Here is a 22,250-nt window from a genome sequence, read left to right as displayed (position 1 = left end):
GCCCGTCGTACAGGAAAAGACCATGAACAGTGCGGTAGATCTCGACAAGTGCAAGACCAACCCCGGAAAACGACTACGCACACTCGGTGCCTGCAGCCTGGGCTTGCTAGTCCTGCTCCTCGCCACTGTCGCCTCGACCAAATTCCATTGGCACGAGCGCGGATGGTTCTATTTGGCCAGCCGAATTCACGCTGGTGACTGGGCAGGCCATAGTGTCTGGCTACCGGATTACAAGGTGGAGATCGAGGCGCGCCCCGTAGCCGGCATCAACGACGACCTGTCGGCCATCGACTTCGCCAGCGACCGTGGACGTTTACTGACGGTGACCAACGCGCCGCCGATCAAACTGGTGGAAATGGACCGTGAAGGCAACATCACCGCGCAGTACCCGCTCACGGGCTTCGAAGATGTTGAAGGACTGGCCTACATGGGTGACGGCCTGATGGCAGTGGCCGAAGAGGTCCGACAGCAGTTGGTGTTCTTCCGCCTGCCCACACAATCCGGGCAGGCCATTGACAAGCAAGCGGCCCAGACCCTGGCGCTGCCGCTCAGATCCAGTGCCCACAACAAGGGCTTCGAGGGGCTGGCATACGACGAAGCGCACGACCGCATTTTCGTCGCCAAGGAACGCGACCCACGTCAGCTCTACGCGGTCAGCGGGGTGAAGGCGAGCCTTGGCGGCAAGTTGCAGCTCAAGGTTGAGGACCTCTCCGACTGGATAGATCGCAGCGTCTTCGCCAAGGACATTTCCGATCTGCACTTCGACGCGAGGACCGGCCACTTGCTGGTGCTCAGCCATGAATCGAAGCTGGTGATCGAATTGAGCGGAAACGGCGAGGTGGTCAGCTTCCGCACCCTGCTCGGAAGCTTCAGTGACTTGGAGAAAAGCGTGGGCCAGGCCGAAGGCCTGACCCTGGATGATGAAAGCACGCTCTATGTCGTGAGCGAACCGAACCTGCTCTACCGCTTCAGGAAGAACTGATATCGAGAGCCGCGTCAGGCCTGAGGGTCGACTCCGCCGGTGCCGGACGGTAGAGCACCAGGCGGTAGCAGACAAGGCTGATCATCCAGTCGAACAGCAGGGTCCAGACGTTATGGGAGAGGAAGTGCGCGCCCTGCATCATTCGCCCCAGCGAGAAGACGCTGCCGAGTATCAGTGCGCCCACCAGGGCAACCCGGGCCAGGCGCGGGCGCCGGTCACGCAGGGCGAAGAACAGCGCCAGCAGGCTGAAACCGGCGGAGGCATGACCGCCCGGCCAGCAGCGTCCGGGTTTGTCGACATAGGCGTGATGGCCGAGCAGCGGCGAGTACGGCTCCACGCCGCCGAACTCTTCCAGGCTCCAGGGACACTGCACGGCGGTGACCGCCTTGAGCGGTGTGACGATGGCCGTGGAGATGCCCAGCGCCAGGACCAGATAGCCCAGTGGACGACGCCACTGGCGCAGGCGGGTCGGCAACAGGCTGGCGATGAAACCGGCAATGGCGAAAACGCCGAGAAGGATGACCGCCTGCTTGGCGCGGTCGTGGAGGACGTCTTCGAGGAAGGCGCTGTGACGGCCGATGAACCCGCTCTGCGGATCGTAGAAGAGGTGGGCCAGGGCGAAATCGACGCGGGGTACATCGACCAGCAGCAGGAGCGCCATGGCCAACAGCGGCAGGCCGCTCCACAGCAGGAAGTTGAAGGGTCGCGAGTAAGGCATCCTGGGGTCCTGGAACATAAGGGGCGGCGGCAGTCTGCACCGGCAGGCGTGAGCAACTGGTAAAGGGCTTGTGAAAAAAACATCAACGATGCCGTGGCGCCGAACGGTCCTGGAATCTCGAACCCATCGGCCGCCCCCTGCTGCACAGCATCCACGGCATGGGTGAAAGAATCGCGGAGCTGGATGGCGAGCGACGGCACGCCTGATCAACGCCCCGGTATCGGCATCCTGCGGGAGCGCCCCCTGCCGGAGTGGGCCCTGCAGTTCTCCCGGTAGCTTGCCTAACCTGATATCAACTTCCCGAAAAGGACAGGGACATGCCCGCCACCGCGATCACTCACCGCATCCCTCGTACGGTCTGGGCGCTGGGCTTCGTCAGCCTGTTCATGGACCTGTCCTCCGAACTGGTGCACAGCCTGCTACCGCTGTACCTGGTCGGCAGCCTCGGCGTGAGCATGCTTGCCCTGGGGCTGATCGAAGGCCTGGCCGAGGCCACCGCGCTGATCGTCAAGGTCTTCTCCGGCGCGGTCAGTGACTACCTCGGCAAACGCAAGGGGCTGGTGCTGTTCGGCTATGGCCTGGCGGCGCTGACCAAGCCACTGTTCCCGTTGGCCAGCTCCGCCGACCAGGTGCTTTTCGCCCGCCTGCTGGACCGCGTCGGCAAGGGAGTTCGTGGCGCACCGCGCGATGCCCTGGTGGCCGACGTCGCCTCAGCGGAGAACCGGGGTGCGTGCTTCGGCCTGCGCCAGTCGATGGACACCATCGGGGCATTCCTGGGGCCCTTGCTGGCCATCCTGCTGATGACGCTGCTGGCCGGCGAGATCAGCCTGGTGCTCTGGTTCGCGGTGCTTCCAGCGGTGGTATCGGTCGTCCTGATCGTGGTCGGCGTGCAGGAGCCCGACCACCCTCGCCCACCCCGGCACCTGCGATCCCCTATCGACCTGCACGCCTGGCGCCGTTTCCCGCCCCGCTATTGGTGGGTGGTTGGCCTTGGCGGGTTGTTCAGCCTGGCCCGCTTCAGCGAGGCCTTTCTGGTACTGCGTGCACAGGACGTCGGTTTCGAGGCGACCTGGGTGCCGCTGGTGATGGTGGTCATGTCCGCGTTCTACATGCTCTCGGCCTATCCGGCGGGCCGATTGTCCGACCTCATCGGCCCAACCGGGCTGCTGGTGTTCTCGCTGGTGCTGCTGCTTGTGGCCGACCTGCTGCTGGCCTGGGCCGAGTCCCCGGCCTTGCTGCTGGCAGGGGTAACGCTATGGGGCCTGCACATGGGGTTCAGCCAGGGCATCCTTGCGGCGCTGGTGGCCGAAACCACGCCGGCCGAACTAAAGGGTACCGCCTTCGGCCTGTTCAACCTCTCCTGCGGCGGCGCCCTGTTGCTCGCCAGCGTGCTTGCGGGCTGGCTCTGGCAAAGCCAGGGTCCTGCCAGCGCCTTCCTGGCTGGCGCCGCCTTCTGCGTGGTGACGCTCCTGCTGTTGGCGCTGCGTCGCCGCTGATCGAAGGTCGGGCAGCCCTACCCGACCACCGGCGTGAATCCGTTGCCGACTATTTCAGGATCTCCCTGCCGTCCCGGGCCTGTAGGGTCGAGCGCGGCGTGTTCGGATTGCGGCCTGGCACCGCCGGTAAGGAGCCCCTAGGACCGTATCCAGCCCCGCTCCAGCAAACGCCGGTCCCAGGCCGGCTCCTCGGCGATGCGCTCCACCAGGAAGTCGATCAGGGTGCGGACCTTCAACGCCCGCCGCTGGGTGGCGGGGTAGACGGCGGAAAAGCTGAAGGAGGTCAGCGCATAGTCGGTGAGCACCGGCACCAGGCGTCCCGCCAGCAGGTCGGCGCTGGCCACCAGGGTGGGCAGGCAGACCACGCAGGTCCCGGTGATGGCGTAGTCCCGCAACAGGTGAACGGAATTCGAACGCACCTGCCCGGCCAGGTTGAGTTCCACCTCCTCCTCGCCGCTGAACAGCCAGCGGTTGCGCGAGGGATAGCCTTCGTAGAGCGCCACCTTGTGACTTTGCAGGTCGAGGGGCCCGGCGGGGGCACCGCAGCGCTCCAGGTACTCCGGCGAGGCACAGAACAGCCGTCGCACCGAGAACAGCTTGCGCTCGATCAGGCTCTCGGCGAGCGGCGGGAACATCTGGAAGGCCACGTCGAAACCTTCCTCGATGGGGTCCACCACCCGGTCGTTGACGATGACGTCCACCTCGATGTCCGGGTAGAGCCCGGTGAACTCCGCCAGCAGTTGCCCGAAGTGGCCGATGGCGAAACCCGGCAGCATCTGGATGCGCAGCTTGCCGGTGGGCTTGGCGCGCAGGTCGCGCATCTGCTCGGTCAGGCTGTTGAAGCTGGCCACCATGTCCGCGCATTCCTTGTAGTAGGTCTCCCCCACATCGGAGAGCCGCACGTGGCGGGTGCTGCGGTGGAACAGCGGCGCGCTGATGTAGTCCTCCAACTGCTGGATGCGGTTGGTGATGACCGAACGGGTCACCCCCAACTGCTGGGCGGCCCGGGCGAAATTCCCGGTTTCCGCGACGCGGACGAAGGCTTCGATGCTGAGCAGGCGGTCCATGGGTCTATCCGGTGTGCGTTGTTCTTGTAAGAGCGAATCTATTCGCGAACGGGCCGCAACGCAGCCCTTCTTCTCTTGTCACCCGTGAATTCGCTCCCTCAAGGGAAGGTTTCAGCCTCAGCCAGCGACCAACCTTCGTTGCATCGGGAACAGCTGCCAGCCGAAGCGCTCGCTCACCAGTCCCCAGACACCCTGGGGCGCCCTGAGCATCATCAGCACCGCAACCGCCCCGAGGATGATCATGTAGAGCGCGCCGAAGTCGGCGAAGGCGCCGCGCAGGGCGAAGTAGATCAGGGTGCCGATCAGCGGCCCCTCCAGGGTACCGATGCCGCCGATGATGACGATGAAGATCACCGCCGCCGTCCAGTCCTGCACGCTGAAGGCGGCATCCGGGGATATACGCAGCTTCTGCAGGAAGATCAGCGCTCCGATCACCCCGGTGCAGCCGGCGGCCATGACGTAGACCAGCAGCCGGGTGCGAAACACATTGATGCCCAGGCTGCCCGAGGCCGGCTCGGAATCGCGGATCGCGGTCAGGGCCAGTCCCTGGCGGGAGCGCAGCAGCAGGTAGACCACCAGCACCGCCGCCACGGCGATACCCAGGGCGCTGAAATACAGCAGCAGCTCGCGGCTGTCCCGGCTACCGCCGATCTGCCGGACGATGGCCGCCGGCAGGCTCTGCCCGGAGCCGCCGCCGAGGCTGCCCACCTGGGCCAGCCCGAGGCGGAACACCTCCGCCACCACCCAGGTGCCAATGGCGAAGTAGGCGCCGCGCAAGCGGAACAGCACCAGCGCCGTCGGCACCGCCAGCGCCGCGACCAGGACGCCGGAGAGCAGCACCGCCACCAATGGCGGCACCCCGAGCGAGGACGCCAGCACGAAGAGCAGGTAGCCGCCCAGGCCGACGAAGGCCTGCTGGCCCACGGAAACCATGCCGGCGTAGCCCGCCAGCAGGTTCCACATCTGCGCCAGGGCCAGGTAATAGGCGAACTCCATCACCAGGCGCAGCAGCGCACGGTCGGCCCAGAACGGCAGGGAGGCCAGGACCAGCACCAGCAGCCCCAGCAGCGCCAGGCCCACCTGGCTGCTGCGGGTGGCACGCTGGACGAGGTAGACATCGTTCATTGCATTCATCAGTCGACACTCCGGGGGAACAGGCCACGGGGGCGGAAAACCAGGATCAGGAGGAACACCAGGTGACCCGCGAGGATCTGCCAGCCGGGGTCGATCCGGGCGCCGACGGCCTGGGCGACCCCGAGGATCACGCCGCCGGCCAGGGTGCCCCAGAGGCTGCCGAGCCCGCCGATGATCACGGCCTCGAAGCCATAGAGCAGGCGCGCCGGCCCCACACTGGGGTCGAAGCTGGTGCGCACCGCCAGGAACACCCCGGCGATGGACACCACCGCCATCGCCAGGGCCATGGCCAGGCCGAAGATATGGCGGTTGTCGATGCCCATCAGCTGGGCCGTGTGCTGGTCGTCCGACGTGGCGCGGAACGCGCGGCCAAGACGGGTCTTGTAGAACAGCAGCTGCAGGCCACCGATCACCGCCAGGGCGCTGCCGAACACCAGCAACGGCATCACCCCGAGGCTGAGGCCGCCAAGGGAGACGCTGGCCACCTCCAGCTCGCCCTGGGACAGCTTGCGGCTGTCGGCGCTGAAGAACTCCAGCAGCAGGTTCTGCAGGATGATGGACAGGCCGAAGGTCACCAGCAGCGGCGGCAGTATGTCCTGGCCGAGGGTGCGGTTGAGCAGGCCACGCTGCAGGCCGTAGCCCACCGCGAACATCAGCGGCACCACCAGCGCCAGGCTGGCCAGCGGCGAGAGGCCCAGGGCCTCCACCACCACCAGGGCGAGGTAGGACGCCAGCACGATGAAGTCGCCGTGGGCGATGTTCACCAGGCGCATGATGCCGAACATCAGCGACAGTCCCACCGCGAACATGGCGTAGAGGCCGCCGAGCAGCACGCCCTGCACCAGGGTATTGAGCCATTCCATCATCACGCCTCCGCCAGGCCGAAATAGGCCGCCTTGATCTCGTCCTTGCCCACCTCGCCCGGCTTGCCGGAGAGGGAAATGCGTCCTTCCTGGAAGCAGTAGAAACGGTCCGCCACGGCGAGCGCCTGGTTAATGTCCTGTTCCACCAGGATCACCGCCGTGCCGTCGGCCTTGATGGAGGGCAGCGCCGCATAGATGTCCTTGATGGTGGTGGGCGCGAGGCCCAGGCTGATTTCGTCGCAGAGCAGCAGGCTCGGGCTCGACATCAGCGCGCGGCCGATGGCGACCATCTGTTGCTGGCCGCCGGACAGCGCGGTGCCGGGTCGCTTGCGCAGGCCGGCCAGCACCGGGAAGAGCCCGTAGACCCGTTCCAGGTTCCAGGGCCCCGGTCGTTTGCTGTAGGCGCCGATGAGCAGGTTTTCCTCCACGGTGAGGGATGGGAACAGCTTGCGGCCCTCGGGCACCAGGGCGATGCCCCGCTCCAGCACCCGGTTCGCCGGCAGGCTGCCGATGGCCTCGCCCTGGAAGCGGATGGCCCCGGGGTCGTTGCGGATCAGCCCGGCCAGGGAGCGCAGGAAGGTGGACTTGCCGGCGCCATTGGAGCCGATGATGGCCAGGGTCTCCCCTTCGGCCAGATCCAGGTCGATACCGAACAGGGCCTGGAAGTCGCCGTAGCCGGCGTGCAGTTCGCGGATACTCAGCATGACCTCAGCTCCCGATGCCCATGTAGATTTCCTGAACCTTCGGGTTGGCCATCACGGCAGTGGGCTCGCCTTCGTCCAGCTTGCGGCCGAAGTTGATCACCGCCAGGCGCCCCACCACCGCCAGCAACGCATGGACGATGTGCTCGATCCAGATGATCGCGGTGCCGGAGCGGTGGATCCCCTGGATGGTGCCTACCAGTTCGAGGCACTCCGGCTCGGTGAGGCCACCGGCGATCTCGTCCAGCAGCAGCAGGTGCGGCCGCGTGGCCAGGGCGCGGGCCATTTCCAGGCGCTTGCGCTCCAGCAGGGTCAGGGAGCCGGCCAGGGCGTTGGCCTTCTTCATCAGCCCGGTCAGTTCGAGGATATGGGCGCACCAGGCCTGGCCATCCCGCTCCGCCTGGCCGGCGCCGAAGGTGGCGCCCACCAGCAGGTTCTCGAACACCGTCATCTTCACGAAGGGGTGGGGAATCTGGTGGGAGCGGCCGATGCCGCGTCGGCAGCGCGTGTACACCGGCTCGCGGGTGACGTCGTCGCCCCGGAAACGGATACGCCCGCTGTCCGGGGCGACGCCGCCGGCGATCAGGTTGAACAGGGTGCTCTTGCCCGCGCCATTGGGCCCGATGATGCCCAGCGCCTCACCCGGCGCCAGCGCCAGGCTGAGATCGTCGGTCACCTTCACCGAGCCGTAGCGCTTGTTCACCTGCTCCAGTACGAGGAGTTGTTGCATGTGTCGTTACCTATTCGAATGGAGCACGGACGAGCCCCTCTCCCCCGGGGAGAGGGGTTGGGGTGAGGGACGCCCGCCCGCGCTCGGACTCAACCGCCGTATGCGATCGCCTGCATCTCCCCGCCCAGGGGGATCTGCGGCGCGGTCTGGTTGCTGGTGATCACCAGGTCGTAGGTGAAGGGCCCGCCGAGGCGCCACTGGCCGGACACCAGCGGCGTCTTGGCGACGTTCTTCACCGGCCCCTTCTTCCAGCTCACCGGGCCGACCACGGTGTTCAGCTCGGTTTTCAGCAAGGCATCGCGGGTGGCTTCGGGGTTACCCACTTCCTCGGTGCGCTGGAGGATGTCCACCGCCAGCTCGAACAGCGCGTGGACGAACCCCAGGGGCTGGGTCCACTGCTTGCCGGTGCTCCTGGTGTAACGCTCGGCCAGTTGCCCGGCGGTCAGGCCGTTGAGCGAGGACGCGAAGGGATGGCTCGGGCTCCACCAGATTTCCGTGGAGAGGTTGTGCCCGGCCTTGCCCAGGGCCTCCACTGCCGAGGGGAACAGCAACGCCTTGCCCACGGACATGGCCTTGGGCTGGAAGCCCTGCTGGCGCGCCTGGGTCCAGAAGGTGGTGAGGTCCGGCGGGATGACCACCCCGGTGACTATCTCCGCCTCGGCCTTCCTGAAGGCGGAGATCTGTGCCGAGAAGTCGTCGGTCAGGCTCTGGAAACGACCCGGATCCACCAGTTGGAAGCCCTTCTGCGCCAACACTGGCGGGAAGCCCAGCTGGCTGTCGCCCCAGGCATTGCCGTCGCCGTCGTTGGGGAAGAGACCGCCGATCACCTTGTTGCTGCCCATGTCGCCCCACATGGCGGTGTAGGTGGCGATCACGTCCTCCAGGCCCCAGAAGAAGTGGTAGGTCCACTCAAAGCCCTGGTCCGGCTTGCCGCCACGGGTGAAGAACCAGGGCTGCCAGGGCGCGACGGTGGAGATGCAGGGAATCTCGTTGATCTCGCACTGGTCCGACACCGGGTTGGTGGTCTCCGGCGTGGACGACACCAGCATCAGGTCGATGCCGTCGGACAGGATCAGCTCGTTGGCCACTTCGGCGGCGCGGTTGGGGTTGGACTGGCTGTCCTTGACTATCACCTCCAGGCGGCAGCGCTGGCCGCCCACGGTGATGCTGTTCTTCAGCACCGAGGCGAGGCTGTCGAGGATGTAGCCATCGGCGGCGGCGAACGGCGCCAGGGGACCGGTCCTGGGACTGACGTAGCCGATGCGGATGACCTTCTCCGCCGCCAGGGCGGGGCCCGAGGGAGAAAGGCCTGCGAGCAGCGCGCCGCCAGCCACGACGCCGCTGGCCCGCAGGAAATCACGCCGGGAAAGCCCGGCAGCGTGGGGTTTCTTGTTGTTGTCCATGGGGAATCCTCTCGCCGGGCCGGGCGCGCGAGCGTCCGGCGGGCTTGGCAGTGGGATGGAGTTGGATCAGAAGAAGACGGTGACGTCGAAGGAGCCGATCAGTTGGCTGTCCTCGCGGCCGCCGCCGTAGGCGTCGCGGCCATGGCCGCTGTGGATGTCGTAGCGCAACTCGGGGCGCAGGCGGACATGGGGCACCGGCGTCCAGGCCAGGTTGGTGGTGACCCCGTAGAAGCTGCCCCAGCTGGGATCGGGGATACCGGTCTGCGGGTCGATGTTGGCCATCACAACATGCACCGGGGCATCGGTATGGAACCACTCGGCGCGGCTGTTCCATGTCAGGTCATCCGCCAGGCGGTGGTACCAGTTCACGTCGGCGCCATACCAGTGGGCGTTGCCCTTGTCGGCGAACGCGGCGAAGGCGGCGTCTTCCTGCTGGCCGTATTTGAACTCCACCGCGACCCGGTTGCGCTCGTCCAGCACATGGGAAACCGTGAGGTAGCTGGCGTAGCGGGTCAGGTCATCGTCCTGGGTGCCGGCGGGAATCGGCGAGCCGCAGGCGCACTCGGCGAAGCTGTCGCCGGCGCCGTTGCCGTAGATGTTCTCCCAGTCGACCCAGGTGCGGAAATCCGCCGAGCGCCAGCGCAGGTTGGCGATGACATCGGGGTCGCCATTGGGGTCCTGCATGTTGTTCCAGCCCTGCACCAGGCCCAGCTCGAAGCCGAGCATGCTGCCGCCCTCCTCCTGGGGCAGCTTGAAGGAATACAGCGCGCCGGTGTGCTTGGCCGGACCATGCATGAAGGAGTAGGTGTGGCTGTAGAAGTCCGCCGGCGCCGGGCTGCCCAGGGCGAAACCGATCTCGTTCTCCAGCGGCGTATGGAACACGCCGAGCATCAGGTTGGAGCCGCCCAGTACCGGGATGTAGAACTCCAGGTAGGCCTGGGCGATGTTGAAGTTCTCGTCGTTGGCGTCGGCGCTGCGGTTCACGCCCAGGTCGTCGTCGAAGCCGTAGGTCTTGAAGAAGCGAGCGTCCTTGCCGTACAGCGCGGTGACATTGAAGCCCCAATCGGCTTGCTCCGGCATCGGCCCCGGGAAGGGGCCGACCCGACCGACCACGTTGCCCTTGGGTTCCTTCTGGATGGACAAGGCAACCTGGTTGAGGTTGAAGCCTTCATCGTTGTTGAAGAAGGCCTGCTTGCTCAGGTCGTCGCTGCCGTTGTCGTTGTAGGTCCAGCCGGCCTGGGCCCAGCCATTGACCTTGATGCCGTAGTCCGCCTCCAGACCGTCACCGAACGCACTGCGAAACAGCGAACCGGAGGGGTCCGGCGCGGCGGCCTGGACGAAAGCGGGACAGAGCGCGGCGGCCGCCAGGACCGGCGCGCACAGGGAGGACGCGGAAAGATGCTTGCGAGGGATCATGGCAGCTACCTTGTTGTTATTAGTCGGCCTGATGCCGTGACGGTCCTCGCTGGCAATGCGGGCCGTCCGACTGGATCGCAAGCTACAAGCGGCCCTACGACGCAACAATTCCGGTTTCGGCGATATGAGTGTTCGTGCTTCGCGAACAATGCCCCGCACCCCTGCGCCAGAGCGGCCGGGACGGGAAATGGGGGGCGACGGGATGGGCGGTTATCGGACGGAACAGGTGCCCGCAATCGGGCATTCGGGTGTGGAGGCTCGTGAACAGGTCCCTGGGCCCCGGCTGCACGGAACCCGAGAAATCAGGCTCAGCGCTTCCTGCGCAACGGCTCCAGCAACGGCTTCAACCCGTTGTGGTCGATCTCCTGCATCAGCATCAACAGGCGTCCGATCTCGCCCTTGGGGAAGCCTTCGCGGGCGAACCAGTTGAGGTAGTGGCCCGGCAGGTCGGCGAGCAGGCGGCCCTTGTACTTGCCGTAGGGCATTTCACGGGTGACCAGGAGCAGCAGGTCTTCGGGGTTCATCGACGGCGGTCTCCTCCGGTGTAAAGCCGTGGATTGTCGCAGAAGCGCCGATCAGCCATCCAGCGGCGAGCCCATCAGGCCGAATTCGGCGGGCACCTTCACGTAGAACAGTGGCACGCCTTCCCGCTCCAGACGCTGCAACAGCGCGTCGCACTCGGCTTCGGTCAGGGCGAGGAGGATCAGCATGGGCTGGTCGGCCATCTCGAAGAAGTGATGGGAATGGAACTGCCGGTTGTGGCCGAACCCCTCGATCCCGGACACCAGGGTCGCCCCGCGCAGGCCCATCTCCATGGCCAGGGCGACGATCCAGTCCGCCAGCATCTTGCCCTCGTGGCGACGGTTCTGCTGGGTGTAGAGCGTGAGCTGGTAACCCTTCATGACAGGCTCCTCGTCCCGTGGTTCGCACGGGACCCGATCAGATGATGCCGCCATTCGCCCGCAAGGTCTGGCCATTCACCCAGCCGCCCTCCGGACCGACCAGGAAGGCCACCAGGTTGGCGATGTCCTCCGGGGTGCCCAGGCGCTCCAGGGGCGCCTGGCGGGTCAGGCGCTCCACCAGTTCCGGCGGCTTGCCGTCGAGGAACAGGCTGGTGGCGGTGGGCCCCGGGGACACGCAATTGACCGAGATATCGCGGCCACGCAGCTCGCGGGCGAAGATGGCGCTCATGGTTTCCACCGCCGCCTTGGAGGCCGCGTAGATGGCGTAGCCCGGCAGGCAGAGCCCCACCACGCTGCTGGACAGGTTGACGATGCGCCCCCCGCTGCGCAGCCGGGTGGCCGCCAGCTTCAGGGTGTTGAAGGTGCCCCGGGTGTTGATGGCGAACAGCCGGTCGTAGAGCGCCAGCTCGGTGTTGGCCAGGGGCACCAGGCCCGGCTGGATCACGCCGGCGTTGTTGACCAGGATATCGACGCCGCCGAACTCCACCTCGGTCTGGTCGAAAAGCACGGCGACCGCCACCGGATCGCTGACATCCGCCAGCACCGGATAGGCTCGCCCCCCGGCGCGGCGGATGTCCTCCACCACCTGCTCGGCAGCTTCCGGCCGAGTGCTGTAGTTCACCACCACCTGGATCCCCTCGGCGGCCAGGCGACGGGCAATGGCGGCGCCTATCCCCCGGGAAGCCCCGGTGACTATTGCGGTTCTGGCAGGTTCTGGCATGGCGGCTCCCAAGCACCCCGCGACACTGCGGCCATCGAAGGCTGTGGGGGCTTTCCTGTGGTATAGCCGCTGCCACCCGACTCGGGGGCGCCGGCCATCAGCGAGCGCATCGCCGACGCCTCTTCGCCGGCAAGCCGGCTCCTGTAGGAGATTCTATGTCTACCCCGCCGTACAGGTTGGTGACCGATACGGCTGCTGGGTCTTCATGAGGGCGAAGGCAATTCGAGCCAGTTTCCGTGCCAGGATGGTCAGGGCTTCGGTCTTTTTCAGACCACGCTCCAGGTAGCCCAGATAGAGCTTCTGCCAAGCTTTGGTGCGACTGGCGGCCATGGCGGCATTGTGTAGCAGCCGCCGGACCTCCGGATCGCCCTGTTTGCTCAACTTGCGGCGTCCGCTGTAGCGCCCCGATTCCTTCGCGCGCACATCCAGGCCCAGGAAGGCGATGAAGGCGTCGCTGTTGCGGAAGGGGCCACGCTGAAAGGCCATGTTCAGGGCTGCTGCGGTTAGCGGGCCGATGCCTTCAATGGCCCGGCAACGCTTGGCCTGCTCGGCCAGGCCAGCGTCCTTCAGGGCCTGGGCAATGTCCTGATCGAGGCGCTGCTCCAGGCGCTTGAGGGAGCTGAGCGCCGCTTTCATCGACACCTTGAACTGGGTGTCATGGCCAAAGCTCTGGCGCAGCGCCGTGGCACTGCGGATCAGCGTCGCCCGGCGTCGCAGCAGGCTTTGCAGCAGCCGGTAAGCCTTGCCGGCGGGTTGCCAGACCCGCAGTTGGGCCTGTTCGTGGGCCAGATAACGGGCCAGTAGACGGGCATCGCTGGCGTCGGTCTTGATGCGGCCACCGATGCCCTTGCGGTAATTGCTCAGGCGATAGCCATCAATGACATAGAGGCGATGACCACGCGCATGGGCCAGGTCGACGAGCTGCACGTGATAGGTGCTGGTGGCTTCCACTGCCAAGGCACAGTCGCCGGGGAGCGTCTTCAGCCAGGCGCGGATGCTGCGGGCGTCATTGTCCAGGGTGCAGTACTGGTCCAGGTCGGCGCGATACAGGCTCAGGCTGTCCTTGGCCACGTCGATGCCGATGATGGGGGGTTGGGTTGTCATGTGCGATTCCGGCCGACAAGATGAATGAGTCTGTCGGGGGGCTCACCTGTGCGCAGGCTTGCAGATATGGTCGATCTCGAGCGGCTACTCGAGTCGATGGATTCCTTATCGGCGCTTGTCGTGAGCCAGGAGTGGGGGAGTTCTCCTACCGTCTGTCTTGCAGAAGCGAGCTCAGTCCCTCCACCCCCGACAGACTCACCTTACGACATACAAGCGAGCTCGCTCGCGAATCATTCCGCGCCATTCGCCGGCAAGCCGGCTCCTACAGGGCAAGGCCCGCGCCGGTTGTCTGTAGGAGCGAGCTCGCGATCTAGCCTGGAACCATGCCCGCGAGCCCTGTGGAGTTCGGCTGGTCAAGCTCACGGAGGATGCCGGCGACAACCTGACGTCCTAGCCGGAGTGGCTGAGTTGAGGCCCGGCCAATGGTCGTGAGCCTCTACGATTGGTGGCGTTCCCTGCCCGCAGACTGTACCGCAACGAGATCCTCGACGACCTCGATGTACAAGACTGGTACACGCTATTCCAGCACCAGCCTGACCGGCCTTCGCGCGGCATTGGCGATAATCCTAGGCGTCAGCCTACTCTCACTGCGAGTGCCGGGGACGAGCACTAACGTCTGGGAGCGCCGAAAGAATGCAGGAGATCCAGGGCTTTCGTCTCGCGCTCTCTGGGCAGGTAGGATTGGGAGTGGTGAGGGAGAGGCTCGTAAATAAGCTGAGAACGCGATGTGCTGTTACAGAGAAGGAAAAACTAATAGCAAATTGAGAACGACTTCATGTGCTCTCTAACGTAAGCAGGAGTTATCACCGAATACGCGAAAAGATAACCAGAAAAACATTTATCATCCACGCCCACCATAAAGCGAGCACAATACGCCAACGCTCCAAAAAAATTCTTTTTACATAGTGCAATCACGCAAAACACACCTGAGACACCTACATTTCAATAAGCCCAGACTTTATCGCTACAGCGACAGCTGCGGACCTGCTAGACACCCTCAACTTTTTCTTTGCCGAAGCCACGTGAAAATTCACATTTGCCTCAGAGCATGACAATATTCTTGATATTTCCCATGCAGTCTTTCCGTGAGCACACCAGAGCAAAACCTCCAACTCTCGCTTAGAAACACCTATTGACCTTCGCCTCAATGAATATCTTATTCTCAGGAGTGCCTCTAGCACATGATCTCTCACGAAGCTAAATTCTTGAATTCGTTCTGCAAATCCACACTCTGTTGAAAAGGAAAATCCCAAGACACCACGCTCCCCGCCGGTACCGATCAAAGGGAAAACCATACCAACTTTGCACCCCACATTGACACTGAAAGGAAGATCAACTCTCTCGATCCCTTCCACTTTCGCACCCCAAGTCTTCGGCAAGATTGATCCATAAAAAAATCTATCAAAAAGCGAAGACTTCTCATACTCCTCCCCACCAATATCGCCCAGCCTAATAGATCCAAACTCAAACACCAAAGGCTCATCAACAAAAATATCAGAGCCGCACCTCGTCTCCATAAAAAAACCGCTAACACCCAACTTTGAGGAAACCTCCTCCACCCGCACTCTCAAATCATAACTCGTCAACGCTCTTGATATCAGCCCAACTTCAGAAAGAGAAGGCATAATTCCCCCGTCGTCTGCTCTGGAAAACTTTAATTGAATACAAACCCTAGCCAAATACAACTTTTCGCGAACACAACCCCATAGAAAGCGCCAACAACAAAAATCAACAAAATATAAAATAAACCGAAAAACCCAAAGCGGCGCTTGTTTTCCCGAAGAAACATCCCAACCAAACAGAGAACTTTCATACAGAGCGAGGCCAACCAACATAGGAAAAACCTTGAAAACTATCATTTTTGATAGATGAAAAATAAAAAATTAAAAATAAACTAATTCCTGCAATACCTAAAAAACAGAAACTAGAAAACAAGACAAGAGGTACAACTAATGAACAACAACCATTTCATAGAGATCATTTTTGAGTACCAGTTCGACCATGGCCCCGCCGACGTTCCCCTTGCATTCGGTGGTTCAGGAGGCGCCGGAGGCTGTGGTGGCAGTGGTGGATGCGGAGGTGGGGGCGGATGTAGTGGCGGCAGTGGTGGGTGTGGTGGTTGCGGCGGAAACCATATAACTGAGGATGAGTAAAACGTTAAATCAGCCTTCCCGACTTAATGTCGGGAAGGCTTTCAATCAAGCGCCGCACACAACAGACAGAATGAGACATAAAACAATGACAATAAACTCAACCGACTTCGACCTAGCCATCACAAAAAAAGCAGCGCTAATAACAACGCAGAAAGGGATATTCAGAATTACCTCTCCAGAAATAATAAAAGCACTCGAATGGATAAAAAACCAAACAGCCGAAACCAACATAGAAGAAATTGACCTATCAGAAAAATACAACCTAACAAAAAATGACTGGGAAGATTTTCTAATAGCAACATTTCCTCACTCAATAAGAAAACCAAGTTATTTCAGCGGAGCGACATTCATCACCGAAGAAAAAAGCTCATTATTCTATTGCAAGGAAATAATAACTTCGGAAACCCGATGCAAGATCACGTATCTCACAGCAGCTCAAGACACATCACAACAAAAATGTGAGAAACGATATTTTGTAATATCAGCACTCAACTACAACTATTCCGACCTGAAGAAAAAATTCTTCAGCCTCGCATCTTCAAACCCCGACAGTGCCATATCAGTAATATATTCTAACGGAGAGTCAATTTACATCAGCGCACCATTCATACCTAGCATTGGAAACCCATGTCACTTTTGCCTCATAGACAAAATAATCGCATTCGAAAAAAACTCACCGAGAGGCGGTTGGAGCAAGCTACTCAATCACTTTATAAAGCAGCATGAACCCATACCTCTTAGGAGATTTACTGCATACCAAAGAGCCTTAACATCCGGAGCCATTGCAAAAAAAATAAATCTACACACGCAAGGCTCATTAACTTTCAGAACTCAAGACTGCAACCTACCAAATTTAGCGATAAACCTCCACTCAGGTGAATCAAGCGAAGAAACAATACCTCACTGGACAATGTGTGATTGTCTAAGGACACCATAATGAGCACAATCCCCCACGACTATTATCTAAAGTTCTGTGAAGGAAAAGTTCTAGAAAACATCCATGAATTTCACTATCAAGGAAACTATTTAATACACCAAGCCCTTTCCGACTATTCGTATCTACACAACATACAGGAAAAGGATTTGGAAAAACTCACCGGAAACGAACTTAGCCTTTACCCTGGACTAGATGTATCCTGCGGCCAATACTCGCGAAACGAAGAAGAATTAATTGAACAACTGAAAAGGGAAAGATCCTGCGCTAATTTCATCAGGAAAGACTTGAGCTTTGAGACCATCAAGCGACTTTGCAGCCCCCTCTTAACAGTTGACGAGAATTATTACCGTGGCTATCCAAGTGGTGGAGCCCTTTATCCGGTGGAAACCTTTATATTTTCACTAGGCAGTCCGCAAGATTGGCCATGTGATGAGAGAGTACTTCACCTCTTGAACAGGAAGAAAACATTTGAGCCAATCCAAGAAACCTCCAATACAGAGAGATTGACTGAAGCAATTCTTCCCCATGGATCGAATATAGGAACGCCAAGTGCCGCAATAATATTCGTTGCGTACATCCCCAAAACATCTTTCAAATATAGATATAGAGGATACAGACTAGCACTAATGGAGGCAGGCTCGATGTACATGCTCCTCGACTTGAACTCTAAGGCTCTCGGACTAAAAAACAGAGTCTGGTCTGGGTACTCCGATGTCATGATATGTAAACACCTAGGACTAAATCCAACTCTATTTTTCCCAATGGCAGTCCAATTCTTTGGGTACCAAGCATGAACATTGCAAATCAGTCTATTTTTTTAACCTCTCCTAACATCCTTCAACTCCAACCTTCTGCAGTTAAAGAATTACCCCCTTCTCTTGAGGTGTACGATTCATGGAGAAATATTGGTGCAGGTATAGGTCGCTCCGGTTCATGGTATTCAACGGCTATCGGTGAGTACTTCGAGCGACGGCACTTTAACGCTGAAGTACCCTACACCAAAAAAGCACTACTTGGCGAATACCTCGACCAAGACGAGACAAACAGCTTCGCATCCGCCTTCATACAAACAAGCAAAGAGGGAATTACATCAATACTGAGCCATAGATTTCATATAACAGAAGTATTTCGACTAAAGGACTTTTCAAAATGCGGAATCCCATCCATCACTCTATCCCTTGGCGCAAGAAACTATTTTGAAGACAATAGGTTTTATCCGCGCAGAGACACCTGCGGATCAAGCTTTCACTTAGGACTGGAAAGTTCGCTACTAGGAGCAATAAAGGAGATCCTGGAGAGAAATTTTCTATTGAGATTCTGGCTAACAAACAAATGCTCAGAAATCTACTCAAAAGAACACATAGAAAAAGTACTCTCAAACCAAGAAACTTATAGCCTCTTCAATTTGCTTTCAAAGCATGGAAACCTGAAAGCATTCAACATATCCGACCCAATCTTTCCTGGCGAGTGCGCACTAGTTATATATGGCGCACACTCCAACTCCTCCACGGTCAGATACTGCGCAGGAATGTCATACGCTTCCTCTTCCGGCGACGCCCTGAATAAATCACTTCTAGAACTATGGCAAACTTTTCGATTCTTGAACTTATTTGAAACAGGCTTTCAAGACACGTCAACCATCAAGGATCCCTACCAGAGACACTTCATAAAATGCAACTCCATCTCTACTTACGAAGAAATATCAAATCCACATGTCGATCAACCACGACCAAAAAATCACAAACATAAAATCACCCTCCAGAACCTTGTAGAATCCATTGAGAGTTTAGGCGCCAGTGGCTTCTTGTATGTAAAAGAGGAGACAAACTCAGAAGGCAGAATGCACTACTCTCGCTTTGTATCACCGGACTTTTTTATGCACATGAACAACGCGGAGGCATTCAACCTGGAGAATTTGTACTCCAGGCGATTTTTGACTGACATCTTGAAAAGACGCCTTGGAAAAATGGTTCCATTTCCTTGAGAGGAATCTCCATGTACCGGACTATAAAACTAGTGAAAATATTGATCACCGAGCAACTCAGAGAGCCAATCTCCATACTATGGACTACCATTTCCCCTATCTCCATCTTTTATTACAACTTGCTCAACAAAAGCAGAAACCAAGAGCTAACACGAGAAAGCTACACCGAAATCAGTTCCTTGTATTTCTCATACATATCTGCAAGCGTGGCCTTTTTCGGGCTATCCCTTTACATAATAGGCCGAAGGGAAAGTGGCTTCATCAGGTCATTCATATACACAAAACAATCTAGAAACACCTTCCTTGCAGCCCAGATCCTGGCCTACTGCACAGTATCTCTTATATATTTCTCTACCTTCTACATAATCACATCAATATCTATCACGGACTACTCCATTATCCATTACGCTTCACTTGGTGCAAGGTTCATATCTTGCTTCTTCCTATTCTCAATTTTCGGATTACTAATAACATTAGCCCCACTAAGCTTTCAGAACTCAAGCACGACCATGTCGATAATAATTTTTACAGCCGTAGGCTCCGCCATTTACTCAACACACTCCAACAACCATTTTCTTCAGTATATTAACCTTATCAATCCGGTGCATTACGCAACAGATATCATGAAAAATGGGTTATCGCACAACATCATGGCAGTGCTATTTACAGCAATATTCTTCCCAGCAACCGCACTCTTGGCGTCAAAAAAAATGATAGTCAACCCCGTTTGGAGTAGATACTAATGACCTCTTTCTCAAAGAAATTCCTTGAAGTCAAACTTATAGATTTCGCCCACAAGAAAAATAAAATATTTAATGCAGCCTCAATGAAAATCTCAGAGAGGGAGATCATCGGAATACTAGGCCCTAATGGCTCCGGAAAAACCACGCTTTTCGACCTAATATGCAACATTTCAAAACCAAACTCAGGACTCATCTACAACACGTTCGAGAGACAGTCTTACCTTTCCCAAACAATAACAACACCGCCACTTCTTAAAATGCATGAAATTTTTACAATGGCTTCCTCCCTTACTTGCGAGGATCGCTATCCAGAAACACAAACCTTGAATAAATTAAAGAAATTAGCTCCCGAAATAGTCGGCAGATACAATGAACTTCTAAAAAAGAAATCAGCAATCTGCAGCTACGGTGAAAAGAGATGGTTTTTCGCGTTGCTCGCCCTTACAAATGGATCTGATCTTGTGATTCTTGACGAACCAACAGCAGGTGTTGACCCTGAGTTCAGACATTACATTTGGAAGTGCATAAAAGGGTTCTCAATGGACGGCGGTGCAGTTTTGGTATCATCACATAACACGGAAGAAATTATTCAAAACTGCACATGCTTCTACATGATAAGTAACAAGAAACTCAAAAAATACATGAGCAAAGATTCATTTCTTAGTGCATACCATACGAAAACATTGGATGAAGCCTTTATAGCGGCTGCGTCTGCTCATTGAAGAGCTTTAATCGTCGGCTCGCAGTTTTTATGCGAAATATTGGTACTGGTAGAATTGCCGTCATGGTTGGCCGGGGGACCCGCATCGAATGGCGCTACAAAATCCCTGATGCTGCATGGGAGTTGTTCAAGGATCTTGTTTGCCTGGAACAGAGAAGCGGTCGCCGTGAGTGATGATCGGCAGGTACTCAACAACATCTTCTGGGTCCGCTGCTCCGGAGTCACCTAGCGCGATCTGCCGGAACGGTTCCGCCCGTCGTCAAAAGTCTACCAATGGTTCCGTGGCTGGCGAGATGATCGCATCCGTGTAGGAGCGCGCTTGCGAACACCGCCCATTGGCGAACGAAGTGTAAGCGCTCCACAAACCCCACCTTCATTTGAACTGACCGCTTGCGGATGCTGGGCTCCCGTTTTTCCAGTGGAGCCCCGTCATGATGCGTCCGGACGCCAAGGTCAAAGCCGTCTACCTCTATCCAAAGCCGGTCGACTTCCGGAAATCCATTGATGGTCTGGCGGCCTTGGTGGAGTTGGATATCAAGGTGGCCGTGTTCGATCCGGTGTTGTTCGTCTTCCTCAACAAGACGCGCAATCGGGTGAAGATCCTCTACTGGGAACGCAACGGTTTCTGCCTGTGGCTCAAGCGTTTGCAGGCTGAGCGCTTCAAGACCAAGCCCGATGCGGAGGAACCCATCGTGTTGACGGTGCGGGAACTGAATCAGTTGTTGGCAGGTTTCGACCTCTGGGGGAACCAGCCACACAAAGTGCTGACCCCACGTTTTGTAAGCTGAGCCGGTATAATCCGGCGCCATGAAATCCGGCGCTGACTCCCTTCCCGACGACCCCGTTCTGCTCAAGCAGATGCTGCTGTTGGCGCACGGAAAGGTGGCGCAACTCCAAGAGCAGGTTGCTCTGCTGCGCCACAAACTGTTCTCGCCAAAGTCCGAGCGCAGTCCCGAGGATGCCGACTCCCCGCAGCTGGCCATGTTCAACGAGGCTGAGGAGTTGCTCGAAGAGCCTGCTGGCGGATCGAGTGAAGCCGAGGCCGAAGAAGTCGTCGCCCCCGTGAAGCGACGTGGCAAGCGCAAGCCTCTTCCGGCTAACTTGCCGCGCGTGGATGTCATCCACGAGCTGCCTGAGTACGAGCGCACCTGTACCTGCGGCGCCTGCAAACAGGTGATCGGCGAGGAAACCAGCGAGCAGCTGGAAATCATCCCGATGCAGGTGCGGGTCATTCGCCATATCCGCAAGACCTATGCCTGCAAGGCCTGCGAAACCGCCCCGGTCACCGCTGACAAACCGGCGCAACTGATTGAGAAAAGCCTGGCCAGTCCCAGCGTGCTGGCCATGCTGCTGACCACCAAGTACGCCGATGGCATCCCGCTGTATCGTTTCGAGAAGATGCTCAGCCGCCACGGCATCGACATCCCCCGCCAGACCCTGGCGCGCTGGGTGATCCAGTCCGGCGAACAGCTACAACCCTTGCTCAACCTGATGCGCGACCAGTTGCTGGGCTACCCGGTGCTGCACTGCGACGAAACCCGGCTCCAGGTACTGCATGAGCCCGGGCGCGATCCCACGGCGCAGTCCTGGATGTGGGTGCAGAGCGGCGGCCCGCCGGAGAAACCTGTCGTCCTGTTCGACTACAGCACCAGCCGTGCGCAGGACGTGCCGTTGCACCTGCTCGAAGGCTTCAGCGGCTACCTGATGACCGACGACTATGCCGGCTACAACGCCGTGGCCGCGCAAACGGGGATCGAGCGTCTGGCCTGCTGGGCCCATGCCCGGCGCAAGTTCATCGACGCGCAGAAGGTGCAGCCCAAGGGCAAGATCGGGCGTGCCGACATGGCCTTGAACCTGATCAACAAGCTCTACGGCATCGAGCGCGACCTGAAGGAGGCTAACGACAGCGAACGCCTCGTAGCTCGTCAGCAACGTAGTCAGCCACTGCTCGATCAACTCAAGGCCTGGCTGGACAAGACTCAGCCGCAGGTCGCCGCGCAGAACGCCCTGGGCAAGGCGGTGAACTACCTGGCCAGCAACTGGAGCCGGCTCGTGCGCTATGTCGAAGGCGGACATCTGCCCATCGACAACAACCGCGCGGAGAACGCCATCCGCCCGTTCGTCATCGGGCGCAAGAACTGGCTGTTCAGCGACACGCCCAAAGGCGCTACGGCCAGCGCGCAGATCTACAGCCTGATCGAAACCGCCAAGGCCAACGGGCAGGAGCCCTATGCCTGGCTGCGCTACATCCTCGAACGCCTGCCGTTGGCCAATAGCATCGAAGACTTCGAAGCCCTGCTGCCGTGGAACTGCCCACCGACAAACGCATCCTGATCACGGCAACTCGTCAAAGGAAGACGGGGTTTATGGAGCGGATACAACGAAGTTGCCCACAGCTTTGGCTTCAACCTGTTC

General features: G+C 59.1%; 21 protein-coding genes and 1 pseudogene. 9 read left to right on the top strand and 13 right to left on the bottom strand.

Annotated features, from left to right (window positions below):
• The first annotated feature begins 22 nt into the window (after nt 1–22).
• A complete protein-coding gene (locus KF707C_RS13025) occupies nt 23–982 on the top strand; it encodes an SdiA-regulated domain-containing protein (protein ID WP_069776287.1) in 960 nt (319 codons plus the stop codon).
• Here the strand turns inward: KF707C_RS13025 and KF707C_RS13020 are convergent.
• Nucleotides 969–1,700, bottom strand: coding sequence for a phosphatase PAP2 family protein (locus KF707C_RS13020; RefSeq protein WP_003452155.1), 732 nt, complete (start codon nt 1,698–1,700; stop codon nt 969–971). The genes KF707C_RS13025 and KF707C_RS13020 overlap by 14 nt on opposite strands.
• A gap of 317 nt (nt 1,701–2,017) precedes the next feature.
• Between KF707C_RS13020 and KF707C_RS13015 the strand changes: the two genes are divergently transcribed.
• Nucleotides 2,018–3,196 carry an MFS transporter gene (locus KF707C_RS13015; RefSeq protein WP_003452153.1) on the top strand — a complete coding sequence of 393 codons (1,179 nt, stop codon included), beginning with the start codon at nt 2,018–2,020 and terminating at the stop codon, nt 3,194–3,196.
• A 137-nt stretch (nt 3,197–3,333) separates the two neighbouring features.
• Here KF707C_RS13015 and KF707C_RS13010 read toward each other — a convergent pair whose 3' ends face one another.
• The 12 genes from KF707C_RS13010 to KF707C_RS29750 all read right to left on the bottom strand — a co-directional run bounded on the left by KF707C_RS13010 (nt 3,334) and on the right by KF707C_RS29750 (nt 15,132).
• Entirely contained in the window at nt 3,334–4,263 is a 930-nt protein-coding gene (locus KF707C_RS13010) for a LysR family transcriptional regulator (protein ID WP_003452152.1), read from the bottom strand.
• 117 nt (nt 4,264–4,380) lie between these two features.
• Nucleotides 4,381–5,397 (bottom strand): branched-chain amino acid ABC transporter permease, encoded by a 1,017-nt coding sequence (locus KF707C_RS13005; RefSeq protein WP_003452151.1) that lies wholly within the window; start codon nt 5,395–5,397, stop codon nt 4,381–4,383.
• Nucleotides 5,397–6,260 carry a branched-chain amino acid ABC transporter permease gene (locus KF707C_RS13000; protein ID WP_036992836.1) on the bottom strand — a complete coding sequence of 288 codons (864 nt, stop codon included), beginning with the start codon at nt 6,258–6,260 and terminating at the stop codon, nt 5,397–5,399. The genes KF707C_RS13005 and KF707C_RS13000 overlap by 1 nt, the downstream gene beginning before the upstream one ends.
• A 2-nt stretch (nt 6,261–6,262) precedes the next feature.
• On the bottom strand, nt 6,263–6,964 hold the full coding sequence (locus KF707C_RS12995; RefSeq protein WP_003452149.1) for an ABC transporter ATP-binding protein: 702 nt from the start codon (nt 6,962–6,964) through the stop codon (nt 6,263–6,265).
• 4 nt (nt 6,965–6,968) lie between these two features.
• Complete coding sequence (locus tag KF707C_RS12990) at nt 6,969–7,691, bottom strand: ABC transporter ATP-binding protein (protein WP_003452148.1); 723 nt, start codon at nt 7,689–7,691, stop codon at nt 6,969–6,971.
• A gap of 89 nt (nt 7,692–7,780) precedes the next feature.
• Nucleotides 7,781–9,094: an ABC transporter substrate-binding protein gene (locus KF707C_RS12985; RefSeq protein WP_003452147.1), complete on the bottom strand. Its 1,314-nt coding sequence runs from the start codon at nt 9,092–9,094 to the stop codon at nt 7,781–7,783.
• A gap of 66 nt (nt 9,095–9,160) precedes the next feature.
• Nucleotides 9,161–10,510 (bottom strand): outer membrane beta-barrel protein, encoded by a 1,350-nt coding sequence (locus tag KF707C_RS12980; protein ID WP_003452146.1) that lies wholly within the window; start codon nt 10,508–10,510, stop codon nt 9,161–9,163.
• A gap of 308 nt (nt 10,511–10,818) precedes the next feature.
• On the bottom strand, nt 10,819–11,034 hold the full coding sequence (locus KF707C_RS12975; RefSeq protein ID WP_003452144.1) for a DUF3820 family protein: 216 nt from the start codon (nt 11,032–11,034) through the stop codon (nt 10,819–10,821).
• Between the two features lie 51 nt (nt 11,035–11,085).
• Nucleotides 11,086–11,412: a DUF190 domain-containing protein gene (locus KF707C_RS12970; protein WP_003452143.1), complete on the bottom strand. Its 327-nt coding sequence runs from the start codon at nt 11,410–11,412 to the stop codon at nt 11,086–11,088.
• 37 nt (nt 11,413–11,449) lie between these two features.
• A complete protein-coding gene (locus KF707C_RS12965) occupies nt 11,450–12,193 on the bottom strand; it encodes an SDR family oxidoreductase (protein ID WP_003452140.1) in 744 nt (247 codons plus the stop codon).
• 159 nt (nt 12,194–12,352) lie between these two features.
• Nucleotides 12,353–13,297 (bottom strand): IS110 family RNA-guided transposase, encoded by a 945-nt coding sequence (locus tag KF707C_RS12960; RefSeq protein ID WP_096368019.1) that lies wholly within the window; start codon nt 13,295–13,297, stop codon nt 12,353–12,355.
• A gap of 935 nt (nt 13,298–14,232) precedes the next feature.
• Nucleotides 14,233–15,132, bottom strand: a complete 900-nt coding sequence (locus KF707C_RS29750; protein WP_158526755.1) for a helix-turn-helix transcriptional regulator — start codon at nt 15,130–15,132, stop codon at nt 14,233–14,235.
• 403 nt (nt 15,133–15,535) lie between these two features.
• Here KF707C_RS29750 and KF707C_RS12945 point away from each other — a divergent pair, with 403 nt between their 5' ends.
• From KF707C_RS12945 to tnpC, 7 genes and pseudogenes are all read left to right on the top strand, one after another.
• Nucleotides 15,536–16,387: an McbB family protein gene (locus KF707C_RS12945; protein WP_158526754.1), complete on the top strand. Its 852-nt coding sequence runs from the start codon at nt 15,536–15,538 to the stop codon at nt 16,385–16,387.
• Complete coding sequence (locus tag KF707C_RS12940) at nt 16,387–17,181, top strand: SagB/ThcOx family dehydrogenase (RefSeq protein ID WP_051050690.1); 795 nt, start codon at nt 16,387–16,389, stop codon at nt 17,179–17,181. Before KF707C_RS12945 ends, KF707C_RS12940 begins: the two co-directional genes overlap by 1 nt.
• The gene (locus tag KF707C_RS12935) at nt 17,178–18,371 is read left to right on the top strand and encodes a YcaO-like family protein (RefSeq protein ID WP_069776281.1); all 1,194 of its coding nucleotides are present in this window, start codon (nt 17,178–17,180) and stop codon (nt 18,369–18,371) included. The genes KF707C_RS12940 and KF707C_RS12935 overlap by 4 nt, the downstream gene beginning before the upstream one ends.
• Nucleotides 18,372–19,113: 742 nt before the next feature.
• The gene (locus KF707C_RS12925; RefSeq protein WP_051050688.1) at nt 19,114–19,836 is read left to right on the top strand and encodes an ATP-binding cassette domain-containing protein; all 723 of its coding nucleotides are present in this window, start codon (nt 19,114–19,116) and stop codon (nt 19,834–19,836) included.
• Nucleotides 19,837–19,898: 62 nt separating this feature from the next.
• A pseudogene (locus KF707C_RS29745) lies at nt 19,899–20,133 on the top strand (transposase); the annotation flags it as partial.
• Between the two features lie 133 nt (nt 20,134–20,266).
• Complete coding sequence (gene tnpB, locus KF707C_RS12920) at nt 20,267–20,623, top strand: IS66 family insertion sequence element accessory protein TnpB (protein ID WP_003449170.1); 357 nt, start codon at nt 20,267–20,269, stop codon at nt 20,621–20,623.
• A 19-nt stretch (nt 20,624–20,642) separates the two neighbouring features.
• Entirely contained in the window at nt 20,643–22,169 is a 1,527-nt protein-coding gene (gene tnpC / locus KF707C_RS12915; protein ID WP_003449169.1) for an IS66 family transposase, read from the top strand.
• Nucleotides 22,170–22,250 lie beyond the last annotated feature (81 nt).

Source organism: Pseudomonas furukawaii (genome assembly GCF_002355475.1).
Lineage (GTDB): Bacteria > Pseudomonadota > Gammaproteobacteria > Pseudomonadales > Pseudomonadaceae > Metapseudomonas > Metapseudomonas furukawaii.
The sequence above is the reverse complement of the archived record's forward strand: the minus strand, read 5'-3'. Positions and strand labels throughout refer to the sequence as shown.

Excerpts from the sequence above, each read along its gene's own strand:
- KF707C_RS13025 (WP_069776287.1), top strand. The coding sequence starts at position 23 with ATGAACAGTGCGGTAGATCTCGACAAGTGCAAGACCAACCCCGGAAAA.
- KF707C_RS13020 (WP_003452155.1), bottom strand. The coding sequence starts at position 1,700 with ATGCCTTACTCGCGACCCTTCAACTTCCTGCTGTGGAGCGGCCTGCCG.
- KF707C_RS13015 (WP_003452153.1), top strand. The coding sequence starts at position 2,018 with ATGCCCGCCACCGCGATCACTCACCGCATCCCTCGTACGGTCTGGGCG.
- KF707C_RS13010 (WP_003452152.1), bottom strand. The coding sequence starts at position 4,263 with ATGGACCGCCTGCTCAGCATCGAAGCCTTCGTCCGCGTCGCGGAAACC.
- KF707C_RS13005 (WP_003452151.1), bottom strand. The coding sequence starts at position 5,397 with ATGAATGCAATGAACGATGTCTACCTCGTCCAGCGTGCCACCCGCAGC.
- KF707C_RS13000 (WP_036992836.1), bottom strand. The coding sequence starts at position 6,260 with ATGGAATGGCTCAATACCCTGGTGCAGGGCGTGCTGCTCGGCGGCCTC.
- KF707C_RS12995 (WP_003452149.1), bottom strand. The coding sequence starts at position 6,964 with ATGCTGAGTATCCGCGAACTGCACGCCGGCTACGGCGACTTCCAGGCC.
- KF707C_RS12990 (WP_003452148.1), bottom strand. The coding sequence starts at position 7,691 with ATGCAACAACTCCTCGTACTGGAGCAGGTGAACAAGCGCTACGGCTCG.
- KF707C_RS12985 (WP_003452147.1), bottom strand. The coding sequence starts at position 9,094 with ATGGACAACAACAAGAAACCCCACGCTGCCGGGCTTTCCCGGCGTGAT.
- KF707C_RS12980 (WP_003452146.1), bottom strand. The coding sequence starts at position 10,510 with ATGATCCCTCGCAAGCATCTTTCCGCGTCCTCCCTGTGCGCGCCGGTC.
- KF707C_RS12975 (WP_003452144.1), bottom strand. The coding sequence starts at position 11,034 with ATGAACCCCGAAGACCTGCTGCTCCTGGTCACCCGTGAAATGCCCTAC.
- KF707C_RS12970 (WP_003452143.1), bottom strand. The coding sequence starts at position 11,412 with ATGAAGGGTTACCAGCTCACGCTCTACACCCAGCAGAACCGTCGCCAC.
- KF707C_RS12965 (WP_003452140.1), bottom strand. The coding sequence starts at position 12,193 with ATGCCAGAACCTGCCAGAACCGCAATAGTCACCGGGGCTTCCCGGGGG.
- KF707C_RS12960 (WP_096368019.1), bottom strand. The coding sequence starts at position 13,297 with ATGACAACCCAACCCCCCATCATCGGCATCGACGTGGCCAAGGACAGC.
- KF707C_RS29750 (WP_158526755.1), bottom strand. The coding sequence starts at position 15,132 with ATGTTGGTTGGCCTCGCTCTGTATGAAAGTTCTCTGTTTGGTTGGGAT.
- KF707C_RS12945 (WP_158526754.1), top strand. The coding sequence starts at position 15,536 with ATGACAATAAACTCAACCGACTTCGACCTAGCCATCACAAAAAAAGCA.
- KF707C_RS12940 (WP_051050690.1), top strand. The coding sequence starts at position 16,387 with ATGAGCACAATCCCCCACGACTATTATCTAAAGTTCTGTGAAGGAAAA.
- KF707C_RS12935 (WP_069776281.1), top strand. The coding sequence starts at position 17,178 with ATGAACATTGCAAATCAGTCTATTTTTTTAACCTCTCCTAACATCCTT.
- KF707C_RS12925 (WP_051050688.1), top strand. The coding sequence starts at position 19,114 with ATGACCTCTTTCTCAAAGAAATTCCTTGAAGTCAAACTTATAGATTTC.
- tnpB (WP_003449170.1), top strand. The coding sequence starts at position 20,267 with ATGATGCGTCCGGACGCCAAGGTCAAAGCCGTCTACCTCTATCCAAAG.
- tnpC (WP_003449169.1), top strand. The coding sequence starts at position 20,643 with ATGAAATCCGGCGCTGACTCCCTTCCCGACGACCCCGTTCTGCTCAAG.